We start from the raw sequence: 20,432 nt of genomic DNA, 5'->3' as shown, positions 1-20,432 counted from the left end.
TCCTCCTTAAAATTTCTTCAAATTGTACTCTTCATTCTATCATACTTTTTTATTTTTTAAAAGTTTTTTAAATACTTTCTTTAAATTTATCTAAAATATCTCTTGATAAATATTCGTTATTTATTTTTCCATTATTTTTATTTAAATAATCTAAACAAATTTCTTTTACAAGTTTTATAGTTTTAACATCTTGAGTTATATCTATAAATTTTAAATCACTAAAACCAGATTGTTTTACACCAAATATTTCTCCAGCTTTTCTAAGCCTTAAATCTTCTTCAGCTATTTCAAAACCATCATTTGTTTTTTCCATTATTCTCATTCTAGCTTTAGTATTATCATTATCACTATTAGAAATTAAGAAACAATAAGATTGATACTCTCCTCTTCCAACCCTTCCTCTCAATTGATGCAATGAAGATAATCCAAATCTTTCTGCATTAATAATTGTAATAATACTTGCATTAGGCACATTTACCCCAACTTCTACTACTGTTGTAGAAAGTAAAATATCTATCTCTTTATTTTTAAATTGTTTCATTATTTCATCTTTTTCTTGATTTTTCATTTTTCCATGAAGAATTCCTATTTTTCTATTAAAAAATATATTTTCTATTTCTACTCTATATTCTTCAACAGATTTTGCTGAAATTTTATCACTGTCTTCTATTAATGGTACTATAAAATAACTTTGTCTTCCCTCTTTTAATTTTTTTTCAATAAACTCATAAACTTTTTGTAAATCACTATCATTATTTATCCATTTAGTTTTTATAGGTTTTCTTCCTGGTGGTAATTCATCTATTATGGATACATCTAAATCTCCATATATACTTAAAGCTAAAGACCTTGGAATTGGAGTAGCACTCATTACTAATAAATTAGACAAAATTCCTTTATCTCTTAATTTTTTTCTTTGTACAACTCCAAATCTATGTTGTTCATCTATTACTATTAATCCTAAATTTTTAAATTCTACATTATCTTCAATTAAAGCATGAGTTCCTATTAAAAGTTGAGCTTCTCCATTTTTTATATCTTCAAGTAATTTTTCTTTTTTCTTGCCTTTTACACTACCAGTTAATAAATCTACCCTCACTCCTAAATTTTCAAATTCTTCTTTTACAGAAAGATAATGTTGTGTAGCTAATATTTCTGTTGGAGCCATTATTACACCTTGATAATTATTTTCTATTATATATAATAATAAAACCATTGCTACTATAGTTTTTCCACTTCCAACATCACCTTGTATAAGCCTATTTATATATATTCCCTCATTTAATTCTTTATATATTTCTGTAATAACTTTTTTCTGAGCTTTTGTCAATTGAAAACCTAAATTTTCAAGATAATTTTTTACTAAATTTCTATTATCTTTTAACTTATAATTTCTTTCATGTAAATTTCCAGATACATATTTATTCTGTAAAATTCCCATTTCTAATACTAATAATTCTTCTATAGCAAATCTTCTTTTTCCTTCTTCTAATAATTTTTTATTTTCTGGAAAATGAATTTCTTTCAAAGCAGATTTTCTATCTAAAATTTTATATTTTTCTACAATTTCATTTGGAATATTTTCATAAAAATATTTTGAATAATTATTTAATATTTTTTTTAAAATTTTTCTTAAAGAATTTTGAGTAAATGCTTTTGTTGTACTATATATAGGTAATATTTCTCCCTTTGAAACTTCCTGTTGATTGGATACTTTTTTATATTCTGGATTTGTCATTTGAAAATTATATCCAGGTTTTACTTGACCTATCAGTATATACTCTTCTCCAACTTTTAAAGTTTTTGCTAGATAAGGCATTTGAAACCAAACTACATCTATAACTCCAGTTCCATCTGTAGCTCTTGCTTTAGTCATTTTTACTCTTGAGGGAAGATATGGATTTGTTATAGTTAAAAATTGTACTTTTAATACCACATATTCATTTCCTCTTAACTCTTCTATTTTTTTTATATTTGTTCTATCATCATAGGCTCTAGGAAAATAATAAATCAAATCTTTTAATGTTAAAATTCCTAAAGATAGAAGATTCTTCTTTTCTTTAGGAGTTAAATTCTCTAAATTTTCTACTTTTTCAAAAATTATTTCATAATTATTTTCCATAAGTTTCTCCAATATTTTTTTATTTTTTATTATATCATATTTTATTTTTCTATTTAATAAAGAAAGATAAAAATAAGTTTTATATTTAAAAATTATATTGTATAATATAAAAAAATAAGAGGTGATATAATTGAAAGAGAGAGTTATTACAGAAAAAAAAGTTCCTGCCATTGAAAAGGCTGATAAAATTTTTGATTTTTTATATAATAAGGAAAAAGCAAATCAAGCTACTATTTCAAAAGAATTAAATATACCTAAAGCTACTACTCATAGATTATTATCTGTATTAACAGAATTAAATTATTTAAATTTTGAAGACCATCTATATTCTCTTGGAGAAAAATTTTCTATTTTTTCAAATAAAAATGATAAATATACCTTAATAAAAAATATAGCTCACCCATATTTAGAAGAGCTTTCTTTAAAATTTAAAGAAACTTTTAAATTAAGTGTATTAGATGATAATGTAATTAGGTGCATAGCAAAAATTGTCAGTGGTGATTTAATTAAAGTTTCAGTAAACGAAAATTCTATTTATCCTTTACATGCAGGTGCTGCTAGTAAAATTTTAATTTGTCAACTTAGTGAAAGTAGATTAAATAAATTACTTCCACCTATTTTACCAAAATATACAGAGAATACAATTACTGATAGAGAAGAATTGAAAAAAGAACTTTTTAAAATTAATATTAATAAACTTTCTTTTGACAATATGGAACATTCAGAAGAAATTAAAGCTGTTGCTGTCCCAATTTTAACTGAAACAAATAAAATTATTGCTGCTATCAGTTGTCCTTGTTTTTCTGATGATTTAACTCAAGAAAAAACTAATTTTTTAATTTCTGAAATGAAAAAATCTTCTTCTGAAATTTCAAAAAGATTAAAATATTTTAAATAATTACAATTACTACATCTTATAACTTAATATAAGTAAAAAGATGTAGTTTTTTATTTTAATTTATAGTTTCTAAGAAATATATCAAAATAAAAAAAGATTAACTTCTATAAAAAATATAAAAGTTAATCCTTATTAATATATATTTTTAGAAATAATTTTTTAATAAAAATAAATTCTATAAAACCCCAAATTTCTTAAATGCTTCTGTTGAACTCATTCCGTTTTTTATGGCTTCTACAAATTTATTTTCACCCTTTATCTTTTCTAAAGCTTCTTCTATAACTTTTTCTTCTACTTCTTTTGGAACCACTACAACTCCATCTTCGTCTGCTACTATCAAATCTCTATTATGAATAGTAACTCCTCCAATCTCAATAGTACAACGAAAATCTACAACTTGAGTTCTTACTCCTGAATCTTGAGCATAACTTCCCATACTAAATACAGGCCAATCTATTTTTTCAATTTGTCTTGTATCTCTATGATATCCATTTATTATTGCTCCTACTCCTCCTCTATATTTAGCAGTAGTTGTTAATAATTCTCCCCAATAAGCACATCTTTGAGTTCCACCAGTACAAATATAAATTTCATTTTCTTCTATTTGGTCTAGTGCTTCTGTTAATCTTCCAAAAGGTTTTTCCTGAGGACCAAAAACATCTATCATTAATACAGGCATTGCATAACCAACTATTCTTTGTCCTTTTTTCATAGCTTTTATTTGTGGAGGTAAAATTTGATGATAATATCCATAAGAATCTAATATATCTCCAATAACAGAAGTATTTAATTTTTCTTTTATTACTTCTAATAATTCTTTTTCATTTATATTTACCATAATCGATTCCCCTCTCTAAACTATATTTTTATTTTTTTTGTTTTTTTATTGCTGAATATGCTGATAACACAGATAACAATAAAAATACTATAGTTATTGGTCTAGTCCATAGAAAAGCATATGACCCTTCATACATAAGAACTGCTTTTCTTAAATTTGTTTCTAACATAGGTCCTAATATTACAGATAAAACAATAGGTGAACTAGGCATTTTTATTTTTCCCATAATATATCCCATTATTCCAAAAGCAAATGTTACTCCTACATCAAATATACTATTATTCATTGAATAAGAACCTATTGATGATAACATTAAAATACTAGGAATCATCATTATTTTTGGAATTTCAACTATTCTACTATAGAATTTTATTCCTGCTAATCCAATAACTAATAAAAGTATATTACCTAAAATCATTGAACTAAATAATCCATAAACAATTTCTGGATTTTGTTCAAATAATAATGGTCCTGGTGTTAATCCTTGAATTATTAAAGCTCCTAAAAGTACAGCTGCTACTGCATCCCCTGGTACTCCAAGAGTTAACAATGGTACTAATGCTCCACCTGTTACACCATTATTTCCTGCTTCTGGTGCACAAATTCCTTTAAGATTTCCTTCTCCAAATTTTTCATTTTTATTACTTCTTTTTACTTCATTATAACAAACAAAAGCTGCTATATCTGCCCCTGCTCCTGGAATAGCTCCTATAAATGTTCCAATTATTCCTGATTTTAAAATTGTAGGTGCACAATACTTAATCTCAGATAAATTCATGTAAGATCTATCCATCTTAATATTTGTTTTTATTTCTTTTTCATTTATTAAAGCTTCTATTTGGTTAAAAACTTCTGATACAGCAAATAATCCTATTAAAACTGGAATAACTGAAAATCCATTTAATAAATCTACTATCCCAAAAGTAAATCTTGGATAACTTGTAATATAATCCATTCCTGCTGTAGAGATTAATAATCCCACAACTCCAGCTGTTATTCCTTTTAAGAAATTTTCAGCTGATATACTTGCTATTATTGTTAATCCAAACAAAGCCAAAGCAAAATATTCTGGAGCTGAAAACCTTAAAGCAAATTTCGCTAAAACTGGTGAAATTGTTACAAGAGCCACACAACTTATTAATCCTCCACAAGCTGAAGCTATAGTTGAAGCACTTAAAGCTTTAGCAGGATGTCCTTGTTTTACTAATGGATATCCATCAAAACATGTAGCTGCTGATGCTGGAGTTCCAGGAGTATTTAAAAGTATTGCTGATATAGAACCACCATAAATAGCCCCTACATATATACCAACTAGCATTATAAGACCTGTAACTGCATCCATTCCAAAAGTAAAAGGTAATAGTATAGCAACTCCCATTGTTGCTGTAAGACCTGGTAATGCCCCTATTACTATCCCTCCACCTACACCTAAAACTAAATATATAAAGTTTCCTATTTGTAAAGCTGTTCCTAAACCTGTTAATAAATTTCCTAACATAATTTTTTCCTCCTATATTAATATTCCCACTGGTAAAGATACTTTAAACGCATATGTGAATAAAAGATATAGTCCTACTGGAAAAACTACTGAATATATTATTTTTAACATTAATGAGTTTTTCTTTAAAATAGAAATTACTGCAAAAGAAAATAACATTGTTGATGTTAAATATCCTAATCTTCCTATTAAAAAAATATAAACAGCAAAAAAACCAATAGTTAATAAAGTCGACTTAGGACTTTGATTAGCTTTTTCTTTATTTCTTTCTTTTTTCTCTTCCATCACTTTAAAAGCAAAAATTAGAGTACTTAATATAAATAATATAACAGAAATCACTTTTGGAAAAAAGTCGGGTCCTAACCCACTATCTCCAATATAACTCATATCAAAATTACTAGCAGAATAATATACCACTGCACTAATAATACATAATAAAATAGAAAATACTTTTTCTAACAAAACTTCCTCCTTTTTCATTTAAAAAAGGGATTAATAAAAATCCCTTCTTTAACACACATTAATTACTTATTTTAAATTATCTACAATTTCTTTTATTACTGCTGTATCTTCTTCTATGAATTTTTCAAAATCTTTAGGTCCTAAATATTTTACACCAAAGTTTGCATTATTCATAAAGTTGTTAAAGTCTTCTGATTTTGTAACTTTTTCTATTGCTTTGTTTAGTGTAGCTACTATTTCAGGGTCTGTTCCTTTTGGTACAGCTATTCCTCTCCAAGTTCCAGAAACTATATTATATCCTAATTCTCCTAATGTAGGTATTTCTGGTAAAGTCGCAGATCTTTCTGTAGCCATTAATCCTAATGCTCTAAATTGTCCTGATTTAATTTGTCCTATTGCTTCTCCTGGTCCCATTAAAGTAAAGTCAGCATGATTTCCTAATAAAGCTGGAACAACTTCTCCTGCTCCATTGTAAGGAATGTGATTAAATTTGACCCCAACTTTATTTTCTATTGCTAAAGCATAGAAATTAGGTTTAGCTGTACTTGCAAATTTAACTTTTTCTGGTCTAGCTTTTGCATCATCTAAAATATCTTGGAAAGTTTTATATTTAGAATCTTTTCCTACTAAAACTACTGCTGGGTCCATATTAACAAGTGAAACTAAATCAAAATTTTTATATGTTATTGGTGATAATTTCATTAATGGTAAAGATACAATTTCTCTTGTTATCATTGTAATTGTATAACCATCTTTCTTTGATGTAGAACCTGCTGTCATTCCAACAGCTCCTGCTCCTCCTGTTCTATTTACTATTATAACTGGTTGCCCTAACTCTCTCTCTAATAAACTTCCTAATTTTCTTGCTACAGCATCAGTTCCTCCTCCTGCTGCAAATGGAACAATTAAGTTGATATTTTTACTTGGATAATCTTTTCCAAAGGTAAAAATACCTAAAATCATAAATAATAGTGCTACCAATTTTTTTCTCATAACAACTCCTCCTTGTTTTAAATACAATACATTTTGTTTTTTTTTAGAGATTTAAGTATTTTTTATAATCTCTAATCATTAATTAATATAGTTATACATTATTTTTTATTTTTTATCAATTATTTTTTCTAAAAAAAATTTCATATATGAAAATACAACGTTTCTATTTTTTTAATTCTATTTTTTTAATTCTATTTTTTTATAATCTATATTTTATAAATTTTATTTCGTAATCAAATTTTCATATATGAAAATAAATATTTTTTTTTTACTTTTCTTTTTATATTTTTATAGATAATATATAATTAAGTTTAAATTATATTTTTTATTTTATGGAGGGATTTATGGAAAAAATTCTATTAAAAGTAATTTCTCTTGTTTTTATAATCTTTTTCGGATATTTTTTAAAAAAAATTTCTTTCTTTAAAAAAGAGGATTATAAATTAATATCCAAAATAGCTATAAATATTACATTACCTGCTGCAACTATAATTAGTTTTCAAAATTTTGATAAAAATAATTCTCTTATCATCTTTATCTTTTTGGGAGTTTTTTGTAACCTTATACTTTTACAAATTGGGGCCTTTATTTCAAGGAATAAAGATAATAAAACTAGAGCATTATATATAATATCTAGTACAGGATATAATATGGGTTCTTTTACAATTCCTTTTTTATCTAATATTTTAGGACCTATTGGAGTTATAGGAGCTTGTATGTTTGATACTGGTAATGCTCCTTTTTGTATAGGAGGAGCTTATGCTATAGCCAATTTATATATAAAAAACTCTTCTGCTCAAAATTTAAAAGAAATTTTATTAAAATTATTTTTTTCACCAGCATTTTTAGTATACATTATTTTAGTAATTTTATCATTTAATGATATTAAAATTCCTATTTCTTTTATAAATTTTATAACACCAATTGGAATATCTAATACTTTTTTGTCTATGTTAATGATAGGAATGATGTTTGAAATAGAATTTAAAAAAGAATATCTTACTCAATCTTTAAGTATTTTAGGAATACGATATTTATTTGCTTCCATTATGTCTTTAATTTTTTATAATTTTTTACCTTTTCCCCTAGATATTAGGAAAATAATTACAATTATAATGTTTGCTCCTATTTCAGGGCTTAGTCCTGTATTTGTAGATAAATGTAATGGTAATATAGGATTAGCTGGATTTATTAGCTCTATTTCTATTGTTATTAGTGTAATTATTATGATTTCTCTAGTTTTTATAATATGATAAATAAAAACCTACTATATGATTAATATAGTAGGTTTTTACTTAATTTTAACTAAAATAGTTAAAATTATAATATAACTTCTTAAAATATTATATGTAAATTTTAATTATATTTTATATTTTTAGAAAATCTTCTCTTTCTGGAGTAAATATATCTAATAATATTCCTTGCTCTAAACAAGTAGTTCCATGTAATGTCTCACTTTCTATATAAATGCTATCTCCTTTCTGTACTATTCTTTCTTTTCCATTTACTATAAATTGAAATTTTCCCTCTAATATATATGTAACTTGTGAATGCTTATGTTTATGTTGATATCCTTTAGCCCCTTTGTTAAAATGAACTTCAACTATCATTAAAGGGTTATTATGAGCTAATATTTTTCTTTTTACTCCATCTCCTAAATCTTCAAATTTTATTTCATCATTTATAAAAAAATTTTGTATCATTTCTTCACACTCCAATTCAATTTAACTAATATTAAAATTAATTTCCAAATCATTATTTATTTTCTATATTTAGAATAATTCCTTATATATAATTTTCTAATAAAAACCAACAAAATAATTTAAATATTATTTTTTATTTATAAAAAAAGGTGTAATAACCTTCCTATTACACCTTTTATCCTTAAATTATAATTATCTAACTAACCAACCACCATCTACAGCTAATATATGTCCATTTACATAGTCTGATGCTCTACTTGCTAAAAATACTACTGTTCCCATCAAATCAAATGGTTCAGCCCATCTATCTGCTGGTATTCTACTTAATATTTCAGCATTTCTTTTTTCATCAGCTCTAATAGGTGCTGTGTTAGCTGTTTTTATATATCCTGGAGCTATTGCATTAACTTGAATATTTTTACAAGCTAACTCATTAGCAAAAGCTTTTGTTATTCCTGCTACTCCATGTTTACTTGCAGTATATGGCGGTACAAATTTTCCTCCTTGGAATGATAACATTGAAGCTATATTAATTATTTTTCCACTTCCTTGTTTTGCCATAACTTTTGCTACATCTTGACTCATGTAATATACAGCATTTAAATTTATATTTATTACTGCTTCCCAATCTTCGTCTTTATACTCTAATAATGGAGCTCTTCTTATTGTTCCAGCATTATTTACTAAAATATCTATTTTTCCATAAACTTTCATACACTCTTCTACTGAAGCTGTAACTTGTTTTCTATCTGTTAAATCAGCTTGATAAAAGTGAACTTTTCTTCCTTCTGCTTCTACTAATTTTCTTGTTTCTTCCCACTCTCTATCATAAGTAACTACAAATAAATCTGCTCCAGCTTTAGCAAAAGCTACTACATATCCTTGCCCTAGTCCAGTATTTCCTCCTGTTACTATTGCAACTTTTCCTTTTAAAGAAAAGAAATCCATTGAGAATTCGTTTAACATAATTTCCTCCTAAATAATACTATCTTAAATCTTTCATTGCTATATGGTCCATATCTGTGAATGTTTGATTTTCCCCAACCATTCCCCAAATAAATGTATAACTTGCTGTTCCTACTCCACTATGAATTGACCATGAAGGTGAAATCACTGCTTCTTCTTTTTTCATCACTATATGTCTTGTTTCTGTTGGTTCTCCCATTAAATGGAATATTCTTGTGTCTTCTTCCATATCAAAATAGAAATAAACTTCCATTCTTCTATCATGTGTATGACAAGGCATACTATTCCATACAGATCCATCTTCTAACATAGTCATTCCCATAACTAGTTGACATGATTGACAAACATCTGGATGTATATATTGGTTTATTGTTCTTTTATTTGATGTTTCAATACTTCCTAATTTTACTTTTCTAGCATCCTCTAATCCAATTTTTACTGTTGGATATTTATGATGAGCTGGTGCTGAATTTAGATAAAATTTAGCTGGTTTTTCTGGATTCAAAGATTTAAATGTTACTTTTTCTATTCCCATTCCTATATAAATAGCATCTTTATTATTTAAAGTATATTCTTCCCCATCTAATGTAACTACACCTGCTTCTCCAACATTTATAATTCCCATTTCTCTTCTCTCTAAAAAGAAATTAGAACCTAGTTCTTTACTTCCCTCTAATTTTATTTCTTCTGTTGTTGGACAAACCCCTCCAACAATTATTCTATCATAATGTGAATAAACTAATTTTATATTATTTGGTGTAAATAAATCTTGTATTAAATACTCTTCTCTAAGTCTTGTTGTATCATATGCCTTAGCATCTTTATTACTTGAAGCATAACGAATTTCCATATAATCCTCCTAATAATCTGTTTCTATTATATATATTTTATCAAATCTTTATTATTTTATCAAACCTAAAACTTGAGGTAAGAATAGTGAAAATGCTGGTACAAATGTTACTATAAATAAAATTATTATTGTTATTCCATAGAATGGTAATAACCACTTAAATACATCTTCAATGGTCACTCCCCCAACTTTACATCCTGTAAATAATATTGGTCCTACTGGTGGTGTTATAGTTCCTATGCATAAGTTAAATACCAACATTATACCAAAATGAACAGGTGTCATTCCAAAACTTTGTACTATTGGTAAAAATATAGGTGTAAATATTAATACTGCTGGTGTTGGGTCCATAAAAGTACCAACTATTAATAATAATATATTCATTATTATTAATATAATTATTTTACTATCTGTAATACCTAAAAGTATTTCAGCTATTTTTTGTGGTATATGAGCAAATGCCATTACCCAAGACATTATAGAAGAAACTCCTATCATAAAAATAACTATTGCTGTCATTTGAGCTGAACTTAAAAATATTTTTGGTAAATCACTCATTTTCATTTCTTTATAAATAAAAGATAAAAATAGTGAATAAACAACTGCTATCGCTGAACCCTCTGTAGCTGTAAATATTCCTTTTAATATTCCACCTATTACTATTATAATCAATAATAAACTTGGAATTGCATCTAATATTGTTTTTATTATTATTTTTTTATTTATATCAGATTCAGATTTATAATTTAATTTTTTAGCCATAATAGCTGCTACTATCATTATACCAATTCCCCATAATATTCCAGGTAAATAACCTGCAATAAATAAAGCTGATACAGAGACACTTCCAGCAACTGTTGAGTATACAATTAAGGTGTTACTTGGTGGTATCAGCATTCCTGTTGGAGCTGAGGATATATTTACTGCAGCACTGAATTTTTTATCATATCCCTCTTTTTCTTCAATTGGAGAAATTGTTCCTCCTACAGCTGCTGCAGCTGCAACACCTGAACCACTAATAGCCCCAAATAACATATTTGCTACAACATTAGCTTGTGCCAATGGTCCATAGAATCTTCTACCAAATAATTTAGCACAATTTATAAGTCTTATAGCTATTCCACCTGTATTCATTATATTCCCAGCTAAAATGAAAAATGGAATAGCTAACAATGAAAATGAATTTGTTCCTATAAATACTCTCTGAGCTGATGTTATCATAGCCCCGTCAAAAGGCAAAATCAATAACATTGCCATTGTAGAAGAAAGACCTATACTAATACTTATAGGAACTCCTAAAGCTAAAAATATTGCCAATGATATAAATATTATTAATCCTACTTGTACTGCTAAATCCATATATTTCTCCTTTTAATCTCTTTTAGCAATTTTTGTTATATTTAAAATTGCATAAAATATTATAAATATCCCACTTATTGGAATAGCAGAATAAACAACCCCCATAGGTATTTGTAAAGCTGCATCTACTTGTCCCATTTGTCTAAGAGATGTAAAATACCCCCCATAAATCATAACTGTTATAACAAATATAGTTATAATTATTTCTTGAATAATATCAATTATTTTTCTGATAGATGGAGAAGCCAAATCTCTAATAAATGATATTTGCATATGTTCTCTTTTCCCAAATACATAAGCAGAACCATACATTACTAACCAAACAAAAAGATATTGTGATGTTTGCTCTGTTACTATACTAGGATTATTAAAAAAATATCTTGTTATAACTTGCCATGTAACTAGAAGAGTCATTATACCCATTATTGCTATACAAAATTTTTCAATAATCTTGTCTAAAATATTTTTTATTTTTTCCATATGTTTACCTCTAATAGACATTTAATTATTGTGCTAATGCTCTTACATCTGAGTATATTTTCTTAGTCATTTCTGATCTATTTGCTACTTCTTCTTGTAGTGGTTTTACTCTTTCTTGGAATGGTTTTATATCTACTTCTATAAATTTAGCTCCATTATCTGTTGCTACTTTTTTAGCTACTTCTACATTTTCATTCCAAACTTCAAATTCATTTTCAATTGTTTGTTTCATTAAATCATCAAATATTTTTCTATTTTCTGGTGTCATTCCATTATATAATTTTTCATTAATTATAATTAAATCTGGAACCATTAAGTGGTTAGTATAAGAGAAATATGGTGCTATTTCATAATGTTTTAAATCAACATAAGTAACTTCATTATTTTCTCCTCCTTCAATAACTCCTTGTTGAACTGCTGTATAAACCTCACCTTGTCCCATAGGAGTTCCTATTCCACCCATATAATCTACCATTTTTTTCATTGTATCAGATTGCATTACTCTAAATTTATATCCTTTTAAATCTTCTGGTTTTACCATTGGTTTATCAGTATATAAACATCTTGCTCCTGCTGTAAAGGCTCCTATTACTTCAAATCCACTTGATTTTACTGACTCAAATAATGGATCTAACACATCTGATAAAAATACTTTCTTTTGATGCTCTAAACTATCATATAAGTATGGTAATCCAATTACAGCGAAATCTGAGTTAAAACTTTCAACTACAGGATTTCCAACAACAGACATTTGAATAACTCCATTTTGGACTAATTCTGCTGTTGCTCTTTGGTCTCCTAGTAATTCATTAGGAGAAATTTCTAATTTATATGCTCCTTTTGTTTGTTCCTCTAATTTTTTACCAAATTCTTCTAAAGCTTTGTATTGAGGATGATTCTCTGATTGGTTAAATGCTACTTTTAAAACTTGAGTTTTTACAGTCTCTTGTTTCCCTTCAGCTTTTCCTTTGTCTCCAGAACATCCCATTAAAATTCCCATTGCTAATAAACTTCCAACAAATAATACTTTTTTCATATAAATCCTCCCTATTTTTTATGTTCGTATTTAAGAACTGGTTCGTATTTAAGTATATTAAATATATACTATATTTTTTTTATAGTGTCAAGACTTTTTTTATATTTTTTGTCTTTTTTATAGATATATTTTCTAAATAAATACATATTATATATTTTCTTTATATTTAAGTAGATTTTTTTTCTTTTTTCTGATATTATTTTAAATAGAAAAATTATAGAAAGTAGGAAAAATATGGATAATATTCACAAACCAACAGAAAGAGTAATAAATATTTTAAATACTATAGCAAAAAATTCTGGTAAATTAACATTTTCAAATATTTCAAAATCACTAAATATCCCTAAAAGTACTCTCTCTCCTATATTAAAAACTCTTACAGATTTAGAAATGATAATTTTAGATCCAATATCTCAAACATATTCTATCGGTTTATCAGTTTTTAAGATAGGACAATCATATTTAGAAAATAAAAGTGGATTAAATATTATAAAATCTCATATGAGAATCATTTCAGAAAAATGCAATGAAACATGTCAATTAGGGATTAACAATAATCATGAAGTTCTTTATCTTACTAAAGTTGAATCTTCTTATCCAATAAAGCTTCTTTCATCTATTGGTCATAATTTGCCTTTATATTGTACAGCTTTAGGTAGAGTTTTCCTTATGGAATATTCTGAATCAGCTATTAGAAATTTATATTCTGATAAATTAGAAAAATTTACAAAAAATACTATTGATAATGTTGAAGATTTACTTAATATTATCAATCTAGCTAAACAAAATGGTTTTGCTTCTGAATTTGGAGAAGTGACATCAGATGCTTGTTGTATTGCTGTTCCTATTTATATTAATAATAATATCAGAGGAGCTCTAGGAGTTAGCCTTTCAACCATTCGAGCTACTGAACAACATATTCTTAATATAAAAACTTTATTAAAAGAACACTCATCTACAATATCTAAAGAATTTGAAGAATTAAATATAAAAAGTATTGTATAATTTTTTTATTTTTTTATTTGTATTCTAGTATTATTATGGTATAATTATACTATCTTAAATGTAAATTCCAAGTTTATTGGCGAATCAAGGAGAAAAAATGAAATTAGATAATGTAATTAAAAACAAAAATGAAAATAGTCGTCAATATGCCTATAGAGTAATAAAAGAGAATATTATGGTTTTGAATATTGAACCTGGTGAATGTATTAGTGAAATCGAATTAGGAAATCTTCTAAATATTAGTAGAACACCTATAAGGGAAGCTCTTGTTAGATTAACCGAGGAAAAGTTAATTGATGTTTTCCCTCAAAAAGGTTCTTTCGTCTCTAAAATAGATTTAAAATTAGTAGAAGAAGCTTTATTTTTAAGAGATTTATGTGAAAAGAAACTTTTAACTATGGCTTGTGAAGATAAAATTCCAGAACCATTATTAAAATCATTAGAAAAAAATCTAGCTTATCAAAAAATTATCATTGATTTTGATGAAAATTTACATAAATTTTTTGATCTTGATAATGAATTCCATTCTATTATATTTGAATATTATGGTAAATCCAATGTTTGGAAAAGTATCAAAAGATTAGCAACACATTTTGATAGACTAAGACTTATCGATGCTTTACAGATTTCAAATGCTACAAAAACTTTCGAACAACACCAAGAAATAGTAAATATCATTAAATATAAAAAAATAGATATTATTGACTCTTTTGTTTCAGAACATTTATCTAAATTTAAGCATGTTATTTCTACATATTTAAAAAGATATCCTCATTATTTTTTAAAATAAAAAATAGCAGATTAATTAAAGTAAATCTGCTATTTTTATATTTTTTATTTTACATTTGGTCCTTTTATTAATAAAATATTCAATTTTTCTCCCACTATATTAAATTCTTTATTTGCTGGAATAAATATTTGTACATTTTTTTCTAATTTTATTTCCTGTAATTCATCTTCTATTTTTCCTATTCCTGAAATAACATATAAACATGTATAAGTTTCATTCTTTTCTATTTTTATTTTATTATTTATCACTAATCTTATTAAGGAAAAACACGAAGTATCTTTATAAGTTATTATTTCGTTAACTTCTCTACCATCTTCAAAAAAAATTTCTGTTTCTTTCATTTGAAAATTATTTCTTATCTCTTTTTCAGAATAACCAACAAAATCAAAGCATTCAAACATTTTCTCAAATCCTAATCCTTGATGACACATTTTATCATCTATTAGAAATCCAGAAGGAGTTGTTTTTTCAACTCTAATTGTATAATCAGTTGGTTCTTGAACTTCTAAAATAAGGCACCCTGCTCCAATCGCATGTGGAATTCCTCCCTTTACTAAATATGTTTCTCCTTTTTTTACTTCAATTTTATTTAAACAATTTAACATCGCATTTAAATCTTGTTCTCTGAAGTATTCTTTAAATTTTTCTTTTGATATTCCTTCCTTAAAACCTAAATAAATATAACTTTTCTCTTCTCTTGTATCTAATATATGCCATGATTCTGTTTTTCCAAATTTACTATTAAATAATTCTTTTGCTTTTTGATTATTTGGATGAACTTGAATAGTTAATCTTTCTTCACTATCAATCAATTTTACTAGAACTCCTAAATTTACTCCCCATTTTTGTATATGTTTTTCTCCCAAAACTTTAGGATTTTCTTTGATAAAGTCTACAAATAATTTATTCTCATTTTTTAAATATGATAATCCTTCTACTATATCTTCTCTTCCAGAATTTCTAGCTATTGTTGTAGAAAACATCCATTCTTCTGGATAATAACTATCACTTGAATTTTCTTTTTTATGTAAAATATCTAATAATTTTCCACCTGTATAAGTTCTCCAAGCTCTTCCTCCTGTTAATTCTTTTATTTGCATAATTTTCTCCTTTATTTTAATCTTCTAAATTTAAATATTCTTTTATATTTAAATAACATATTTCATTTATCATTGACTTTAATATTTCTTCATCATCAGGAACTTCTCCTTCTTCGACTAATTCTCCTATTAAATTACATAAAATTCTTCTAAAATATTCATATCTTGTAATAGATGATATACTTCTTGAATCTGTCAACATTCCAACAAATCTTCTTAAAAGTCCAAAATTAGCTAAAGTATTTATTTGTTCTTCTATCCCTTTTTTTGATCTAAAAACCACCATATAGATCCAAATTGCATTTTTCCAGGACGTTCATCTGATTGAAAATTTCCTATCATAGATGCTAAAACTTCATTTTCTTTTAGATTTATACAATAAAGAATTGTTTTTGGTAATTCATCATTTTTATCCAATTCATTTAATAAGGCAGATAATTCTCTAGCATAATTATAATCTCCCATAGAATCAGTCCCTATATCTGGTCCTAGTTTATTATACATTCTAGTATTATTATTTCTCATTGCTCCAATATGAATTTGCATTCCTAAATCATATTTTTTGTATTCTTTAGCTAATTCTAATAATAATTTGGTTTTATACGCTTTTATTTCCCAAGAAAGAATTTCTTTTCTTTGTATAATTTTAAAAAAAATCTCTTCAATTTCATCATTAGATACCAGTTTAAAAAATAGTTTTTCCATACTTAAATCTGTTATTAAACATCCATTTTCTACAAAAACATATCCTTTCTTTTAAAGCTTCTATTAATTTTTTAAAAGTATCAATTTTTTTATTAGTAATTTTTCTATCCATTCAATATAATCATTTTTTTCCATTGTAAATGCTTTATCTGGTCTGAAAGTTGGCAAAACTTTTATTTTAAATTCTTTATCACAAGATAAAATTTTATGATATTCTAAAGTATCTATAGGGTCATCTGTAGTACATAATGCTTTTATCTTCATTTTTTTTATTAAATTTCTGGTTGAATATTCTTCTTTTTTTAATAAGATATTTACTTTTTCCCAAATAACTAGAGTATTTTTTTCATTTAAAATATCATCTATATCAAAAAATCTCTTCAATTCTAAATGACACCAATGATATAAAGGGTTTCTGTAACAATATTCCATCGTTTTAGCAAAGCTAAAAATTTTTCATAGTCACTTGCATTACCAGTTATATATTTTTCATTTATTCCATTGGCTCTCATAACTCTCCATTTTATATGATCATTCAACCAAATCTCTGTAATATTTTTATATTTTTTATTTTCTGCTATGTCTCTTGGACTCAAATGATTATGATAATCAAAAATAGGTATATTTTTAGCATATTTTTGATAAAGTTTTTTACTTGTATCATTCTTTAATAAAAATTCTTCTGTTATAAACATATTTTTCCTTTCAACAAATTATAGAAAAGGGTATTCTTTAAGAATACCCTTTATCTCTTTATTTATATTTTTTTTCTAAAGTATCCCAAATTCCTAAAAGATACATAACACCTAAAGCTCTATCATATAAACCATATCCTGGTCTACAAGTTTTTTCTTCACCCCATAAATGTCTCCCATGGTCTGGTCTAATGTATCCTTTAAAATTAATCTCATGATATGCCTTTACCACTTCAACTATATCTACATTACCATCACATGCTCTATGAGAACTCTCTATAAAATCACCATTTTCAAACACTTTTACATTTCTTATATGAGCAAAATGAATTCTGTCTCCAAATCTTCTTATAAGTTTAGGTATATCATTTTTTAAATTAGGACCTAAAGAACCACTACATAATGTTAAACCATTATATGGACTATCTACTAATTTTAAAACTTTTTCTATATGTTCTTCATCTCTTACTATTCTAGGAAGTCCAAATATTGGCCAAGGTGGATCGTCAGGATGAACTGCCATTTTCACTCCCACCTCTTCACATACAGGAATTATTCTTTCTAAAAAATATTTAAAATTCTCTGTTAATTTTTCTTCTGTAACATCTTTATACTCTTCAAATAGTTCATTTAATCTAGAAAGTCTTTCTGGTTCCCATCCAGGCATTGTTTTATTTCCTGCTCCCTCTAAAATTCGTCTAGTTACTTCTTGAGGTGTAACATCTGATACTAAATTTTTTTGATAAAAAAGTGCATTTGAACCATCTGGTAATTTTTTATATAAATCTGTTCTTGTCCAATCGAATACTGGCATAAAATTATAACATATAACTTTCACTCCAACTTTAGCCAATTTTTTTATAGTATCTATATATATATCTATATATTTGTCTCTTGTTGGCTTACCAATTTTTATATCATCATGAACATTTACACTTTCTACTACATCTGCATTAAAACCTTTTGACTTTATATAATCTGTAACCTCTTTTATTCTTTCAAATTCCCATTCTTCTCCAGCCACTTTATCATGTAATGACCAGACAATCGAAGTTACTCCTGGAATTTGCTTAATATGATCTAATGTTATCTCATCATTATTTTGACCATACCATCTCCATGACATTTGCATATTAAATACCCCTCTTTTTCTATTCTTATCCTGCTACTCCATAAACTAAATTCGGTAAATATAATACTGCTCCTGGGAAAAATATCATAAATACTACAACTAATAATACAGCTATATAAAATGGCCATCCATATTTAACTGTTTCTTCTACTGAACATTCCATTATATCTGAAACTGTATATAATGCTGTTCCTACTGGTGGAGTCATTACTCCAAATGTTACACAAGTCATCATTATCATTCCAAAAACTACTGGATCTACTCCTACATTTTGCATAACTGGTAATAATATTGGTGTTAAAATCAATGCAATTACAGTAGTTTCCATAAACATTCCACAAGCCAGTAAAAATAAAACAACTAAAACTAATAAAATTGTAGAATTTGAAGAAATTCCAGCTAATGATTCTGCTAATCTTATAGTAATATTATCATAAACTACTCCATATCCAAAAGTTCCAGAAAATGCTAATATAATTGTTATTACTGTAATATCTTTTACACTATCTTTTACTGTTTGCATAAAAGTTTTCATATTTAATTCTTTATATATAAATATTCCTACAAATAAAGCATAAGCAACAGCAAATGACCCAGATTCTGTTGGACTCATTACTCCAAATCTTATTAAAGCAATTAATAAAATTGGAAATATCAAAGCCCATATACTTACAATAAAAGTTTTTAAAATTTCACTAAGGCTAGCTCTTTTCTCTCTCTCAGGTTTATATCCAAATTTACGAGCTGATATAGAACAAGCTATCATTAAAAGAATCATCATTAAAATTCCTGGTACCCAACCAGCCATAAATAATCTTCCTATAGATACTTCTCCTACTGTACCATATATTATTAATCCCATACTAGGTGGAATTGTAGCAACTATTAAACCTGATAAACCATTTATAGCTGCGCTCCAACCTCTAGCATATCCTAATCTTGTCATCTCAGGTCCTAGTATTCTCGATTCCATAGCTGCATCAGCTACTGCAGAACCAGAAACTCCTCCCATAAGAGTACTCAATACGCATGATACTTGACCTAAATTTCCCCACATATGTCCTGTACAGACATCAGCTAACTTCATAAGTCTATTTGTTATCCCACTACTATTCATTAAATTTCCAGCAAATATAAATAATGGAATAGCTAACATTGTAAAAGATTGGCTTGTTGAAATCGACTTTTGTACTAACACAGACATTGGAAGATCCCTAACTATGAAAAATGTTAATCCTGATAGTCCTATTGAAAATGCAACAGGCATTCCTAAAAATAAAAATACTAAAAACACTGGTATTGCAAATTCCATTAATTATTTTCACCCCACTTATCACTAGAAATTTTTATACTTTCTTTTAATCTAATAGCTGTAGATATTATCATTAATACTGCACCTACAGGAACAGAAGCCGTAACCCAAGCATAACTTATTCCTAAAGTTGTAATTGTTCTTTTAGCACCTGTTATTGCCATTACATATCCATATTTTACCAATATTAGTAAAAAACAGATTATTATACATTTAAATATAATATCTAAATATTTTTGAAATAATTTAGGAAAATATTTAGTTAATACCTCAATTCCTATTAACTTAGTATTTCTTATCGCTAAATCACTTCCTAAAAATATCATCCAAGCAAAAGCAACTAAAGCAGCATCTTGAGCCCAGTTTATAGGATATCCTACTGTTCTAAAAATTGCTGAACTAAAAACTAAGAAAAATATTCCTATAAGTAATATACTAGCTATTAAACTTTCTAATTTACAAAATTTATTGTATAATTTTAACAACTT

The 20,432-nt window shown here is 26.3% G+C and carries 19 protein-coding genes and 1 pseudogene; 4 read left to right on the top strand and 16 right to left on the bottom strand.

All coding sequences use genetic code 11. The annotated features are described in order from the left end of the window. Positions 1-67 precede the first annotated feature (67 nt). On the bottom strand, positions 68-2,122 hold the full coding sequence (gene recG / locus T364_RS0100350; RefSeq protein WP_027127779.1) for an ATP-dependent DNA helicase RecG: 2,055 nt from the start codon (positions 2,120-2,122) through the stop codon (positions 68-70). 130 nt (positions 2,123-2,252) lie between these two features. Here recG and T364_RS0100345 point away from each other — a divergent pair, with 130 nt between their 5' ends. Next, positions 2,253-3,020 carry an IclR family transcriptional regulator gene (locus tag T364_RS0100345; protein ID WP_035945157.1) on the top strand — a complete coding sequence of 256 codons (768 nt, stop codon included), beginning with the start codon at positions 2,253-2,255 and terminating at the stop codon, positions 3,018-3,020. A 175-nt stretch (positions 3,021-3,195) separates the two neighbouring features. On the opposite strand, the gene T364_RS0100340 is transcribed toward T364_RS0100345, so the two are convergent. The 4 genes from T364_RS0100340 to T364_RS0100325 all read right to left on the bottom strand — a co-directional run bounded on the left by T364_RS0100340 (position 3,196) and on the right by T364_RS0100325 (position 6,811). After that, complete coding sequence (locus T364_RS0100340; protein WP_035945156.1) at positions 3,196-3,858, bottom strand: RraA family protein; 663 nt, start codon at positions 3,856-3,858, stop codon at positions 3,196-3,198. Positions 3,859-3,886: 28 nt separating this feature from the next. Further along, the gene (locus tag T364_RS0100335) at positions 3,887-5,356 is read right to left on the bottom strand and encodes a tripartite tricarboxylate transporter permease (protein ID WP_027127776.1); all 1,470 of its coding nucleotides are present in this window, start codon (positions 5,354-5,356) and stop codon (positions 3,887-3,889) included. 12 nt (positions 5,357-5,368) lie between these two features. After that, on the bottom strand, positions 5,369-5,818 hold the full coding sequence (locus tag T364_RS0100330) for a tripartite tricarboxylate transporter TctB family protein (protein WP_027127775.1): 450 nt from the start codon (positions 5,816-5,818) through the stop codon (positions 5,369-5,371). Between the two features lie 66 nt (positions 5,819-5,884). Beyond that, positions 5,885-6,811, bottom strand: coding sequence for a tripartite tricarboxylate transporter substrate binding protein (locus T364_RS0100325; protein WP_027127774.1), 927 nt, complete (start codon positions 6,809-6,811; stop codon positions 5,885-5,887). 344 nt (positions 6,812-7,155) lie between these two features. Between T364_RS0100325 and T364_RS0100320 the strand changes: the two genes are divergently transcribed. Next, complete coding sequence (locus tag T364_RS0100320) at positions 7,156-8,064, top strand: AEC family transporter (protein ID WP_027127773.1); 909 nt, start codon at positions 7,156-7,158, stop codon at positions 8,062-8,064. Positions 8,065-8,178: 114 nt separating this feature from the next. On the opposite strand, the gene T364_RS0100315 is transcribed toward T364_RS0100320, so the two are convergent. The 6 genes from T364_RS0100315 to T364_RS0100290 form a co-directional block, all read right to left on the bottom strand. Then, positions 8,179-8,514, bottom strand: coding sequence for a cupin domain-containing protein (locus T364_RS0100315; protein ID WP_035945155.1), 336 nt, complete (start codon positions 8,512-8,514; stop codon positions 8,179-8,181). 192 nt (positions 8,515-8,706) lie between these two features. Continuing rightward, on the bottom strand, positions 8,707-9,480 hold the full coding sequence (gene kduD / locus T364_RS0100310; RefSeq protein WP_027127771.1) for a 2-dehydro-3-deoxy-D-gluconate 5-dehydrogenase KduD: 774 nt from the start codon (positions 9,478-9,480) through the stop codon (positions 8,707-8,709). A gap of 19 nt (positions 9,481-9,499) precedes the next feature. Further along, a complete protein-coding gene (kduI, locus tag T364_RS0100305) occupies positions 9,500-10,330 on the bottom strand; it encodes a 5-dehydro-4-deoxy-D-glucuronate isomerase (RefSeq protein WP_027127770.1) in 831 nt (276 codons plus the stop codon). A gap of 51 nt (positions 10,331-10,381) precedes the next feature. Beyond that, the gene (locus tag T364_RS0100300) at positions 10,382-11,689 is read right to left on the bottom strand and encodes a TRAP transporter large permease (protein WP_027127769.1); all 1,308 of its coding nucleotides are present in this window, start codon (positions 11,687-11,689) and stop codon (positions 10,382-10,384) included. A 12-nt stretch (positions 11,690-11,701) separates the two neighbouring features. Beyond that, positions 11,702-12,169, bottom strand: coding sequence for a TRAP transporter small permease (locus tag T364_RS0100295; protein ID WP_027127768.1), 468 nt, complete (start codon positions 12,167-12,169; stop codon positions 11,702-11,704). 25 nt (positions 12,170-12,194) lie between these two features. Further along, positions 12,195-13,205, bottom strand: coding sequence for a TRAP transporter substrate-binding protein (locus tag T364_RS0100290; RefSeq protein ID WP_027127767.1), 1,011 nt, complete (start codon positions 13,203-13,205; stop codon positions 12,195-12,197). Between the two features lie 234 nt (positions 13,206-13,439). Here T364_RS0100290 and T364_RS0100285 point away from each other — a divergent pair, with 234 nt between their 5' ends. Together T364_RS0100285 and T364_RS0100280 are read left to right on the top strand one after the other, a co-directional pair. Continuing rightward, a complete protein-coding gene (locus T364_RS0100285; RefSeq protein WP_035945154.1) occupies positions 13,440-14,210 on the top strand; it encodes an IclR family transcriptional regulator in 771 nt (256 codons plus the stop codon). 97 nt (positions 14,211-14,307) lie between these two features. Beyond that, positions 14,308-15,000: a GntR family transcriptional regulator gene (locus tag T364_RS0100280; protein WP_027127765.1), complete on the top strand. Its 693-nt coding sequence runs from the start codon at positions 14,308-14,310 to the stop codon at positions 14,998-15,000. A 44-nt stretch (positions 15,001-15,044) separates the two neighbouring features. Here the strand turns inward: T364_RS0100280 and T364_RS0100275 are convergent, their stop codons facing one another. From T364_RS0100275 to T364_RS0100235, 5 genes and pseudogenes are all read right to left on the bottom strand, one after another. Further along, on the bottom strand, positions 15,045-16,100 hold the full coding sequence (locus tag T364_RS0100275) for a type I phosphomannose isomerase catalytic subunit (RefSeq protein WP_027127764.1): 1,056 nt from the start codon (positions 16,098-16,100) through the stop codon (positions 15,045-15,047). Between the two features lie 16 nt (positions 16,101-16,116). Then, positions 16,117-17,500, bottom strand: a pseudogene (gene uxaC / locus T364_RS10185) (glucuronate isomerase). Between the two features lie 58 nt (positions 17,501-17,558). Beyond that, positions 17,559-18,632: a mannonate dehydratase gene (uxuA, locus tag T364_RS0100245; RefSeq protein ID WP_027127759.1), complete on the bottom strand. Its 1,074-nt coding sequence runs from the start codon at positions 18,630-18,632 to the stop codon at positions 17,559-17,561. A gap of 25 nt (positions 18,633-18,657) precedes the next feature. Next, positions 18,658-19,944, bottom strand: a complete 1,287-nt coding sequence (locus T364_RS0100240; RefSeq protein ID WP_027127758.1) for a TRAP transporter large permease — start codon at positions 19,942-19,944, stop codon at positions 18,658-18,660. Then, on the bottom strand, positions 19,944-20,429 hold the full coding sequence (locus T364_RS0100235; RefSeq protein WP_027127757.1) for a TRAP transporter small permease: 486 nt from the start codon (positions 20,427-20,429) through the stop codon (positions 19,944-19,946). The genes T364_RS0100240 and T364_RS0100235 overlap by 1 nt, the downstream gene beginning before the upstream one ends. Positions 20,430-20,432: the final 3 nt, after the last annotated feature.

It is taken from the genome of Fusobacterium perfoetens ATCC 29250 (genome assembly GCF_000622245.1).
In the GTDB taxonomy this organism is placed as follows: domain Bacteria; phylum Fusobacteriota; class Fusobacteriia; order Fusobacteriales; family Fusobacteriaceae; genus Fusobacterium_B; species Fusobacterium_B perfoetens.
The sequence above is the reverse complement of the archived record's forward strand: the minus strand, read 5'-3'. Positions and strand labels throughout refer to the sequence as shown.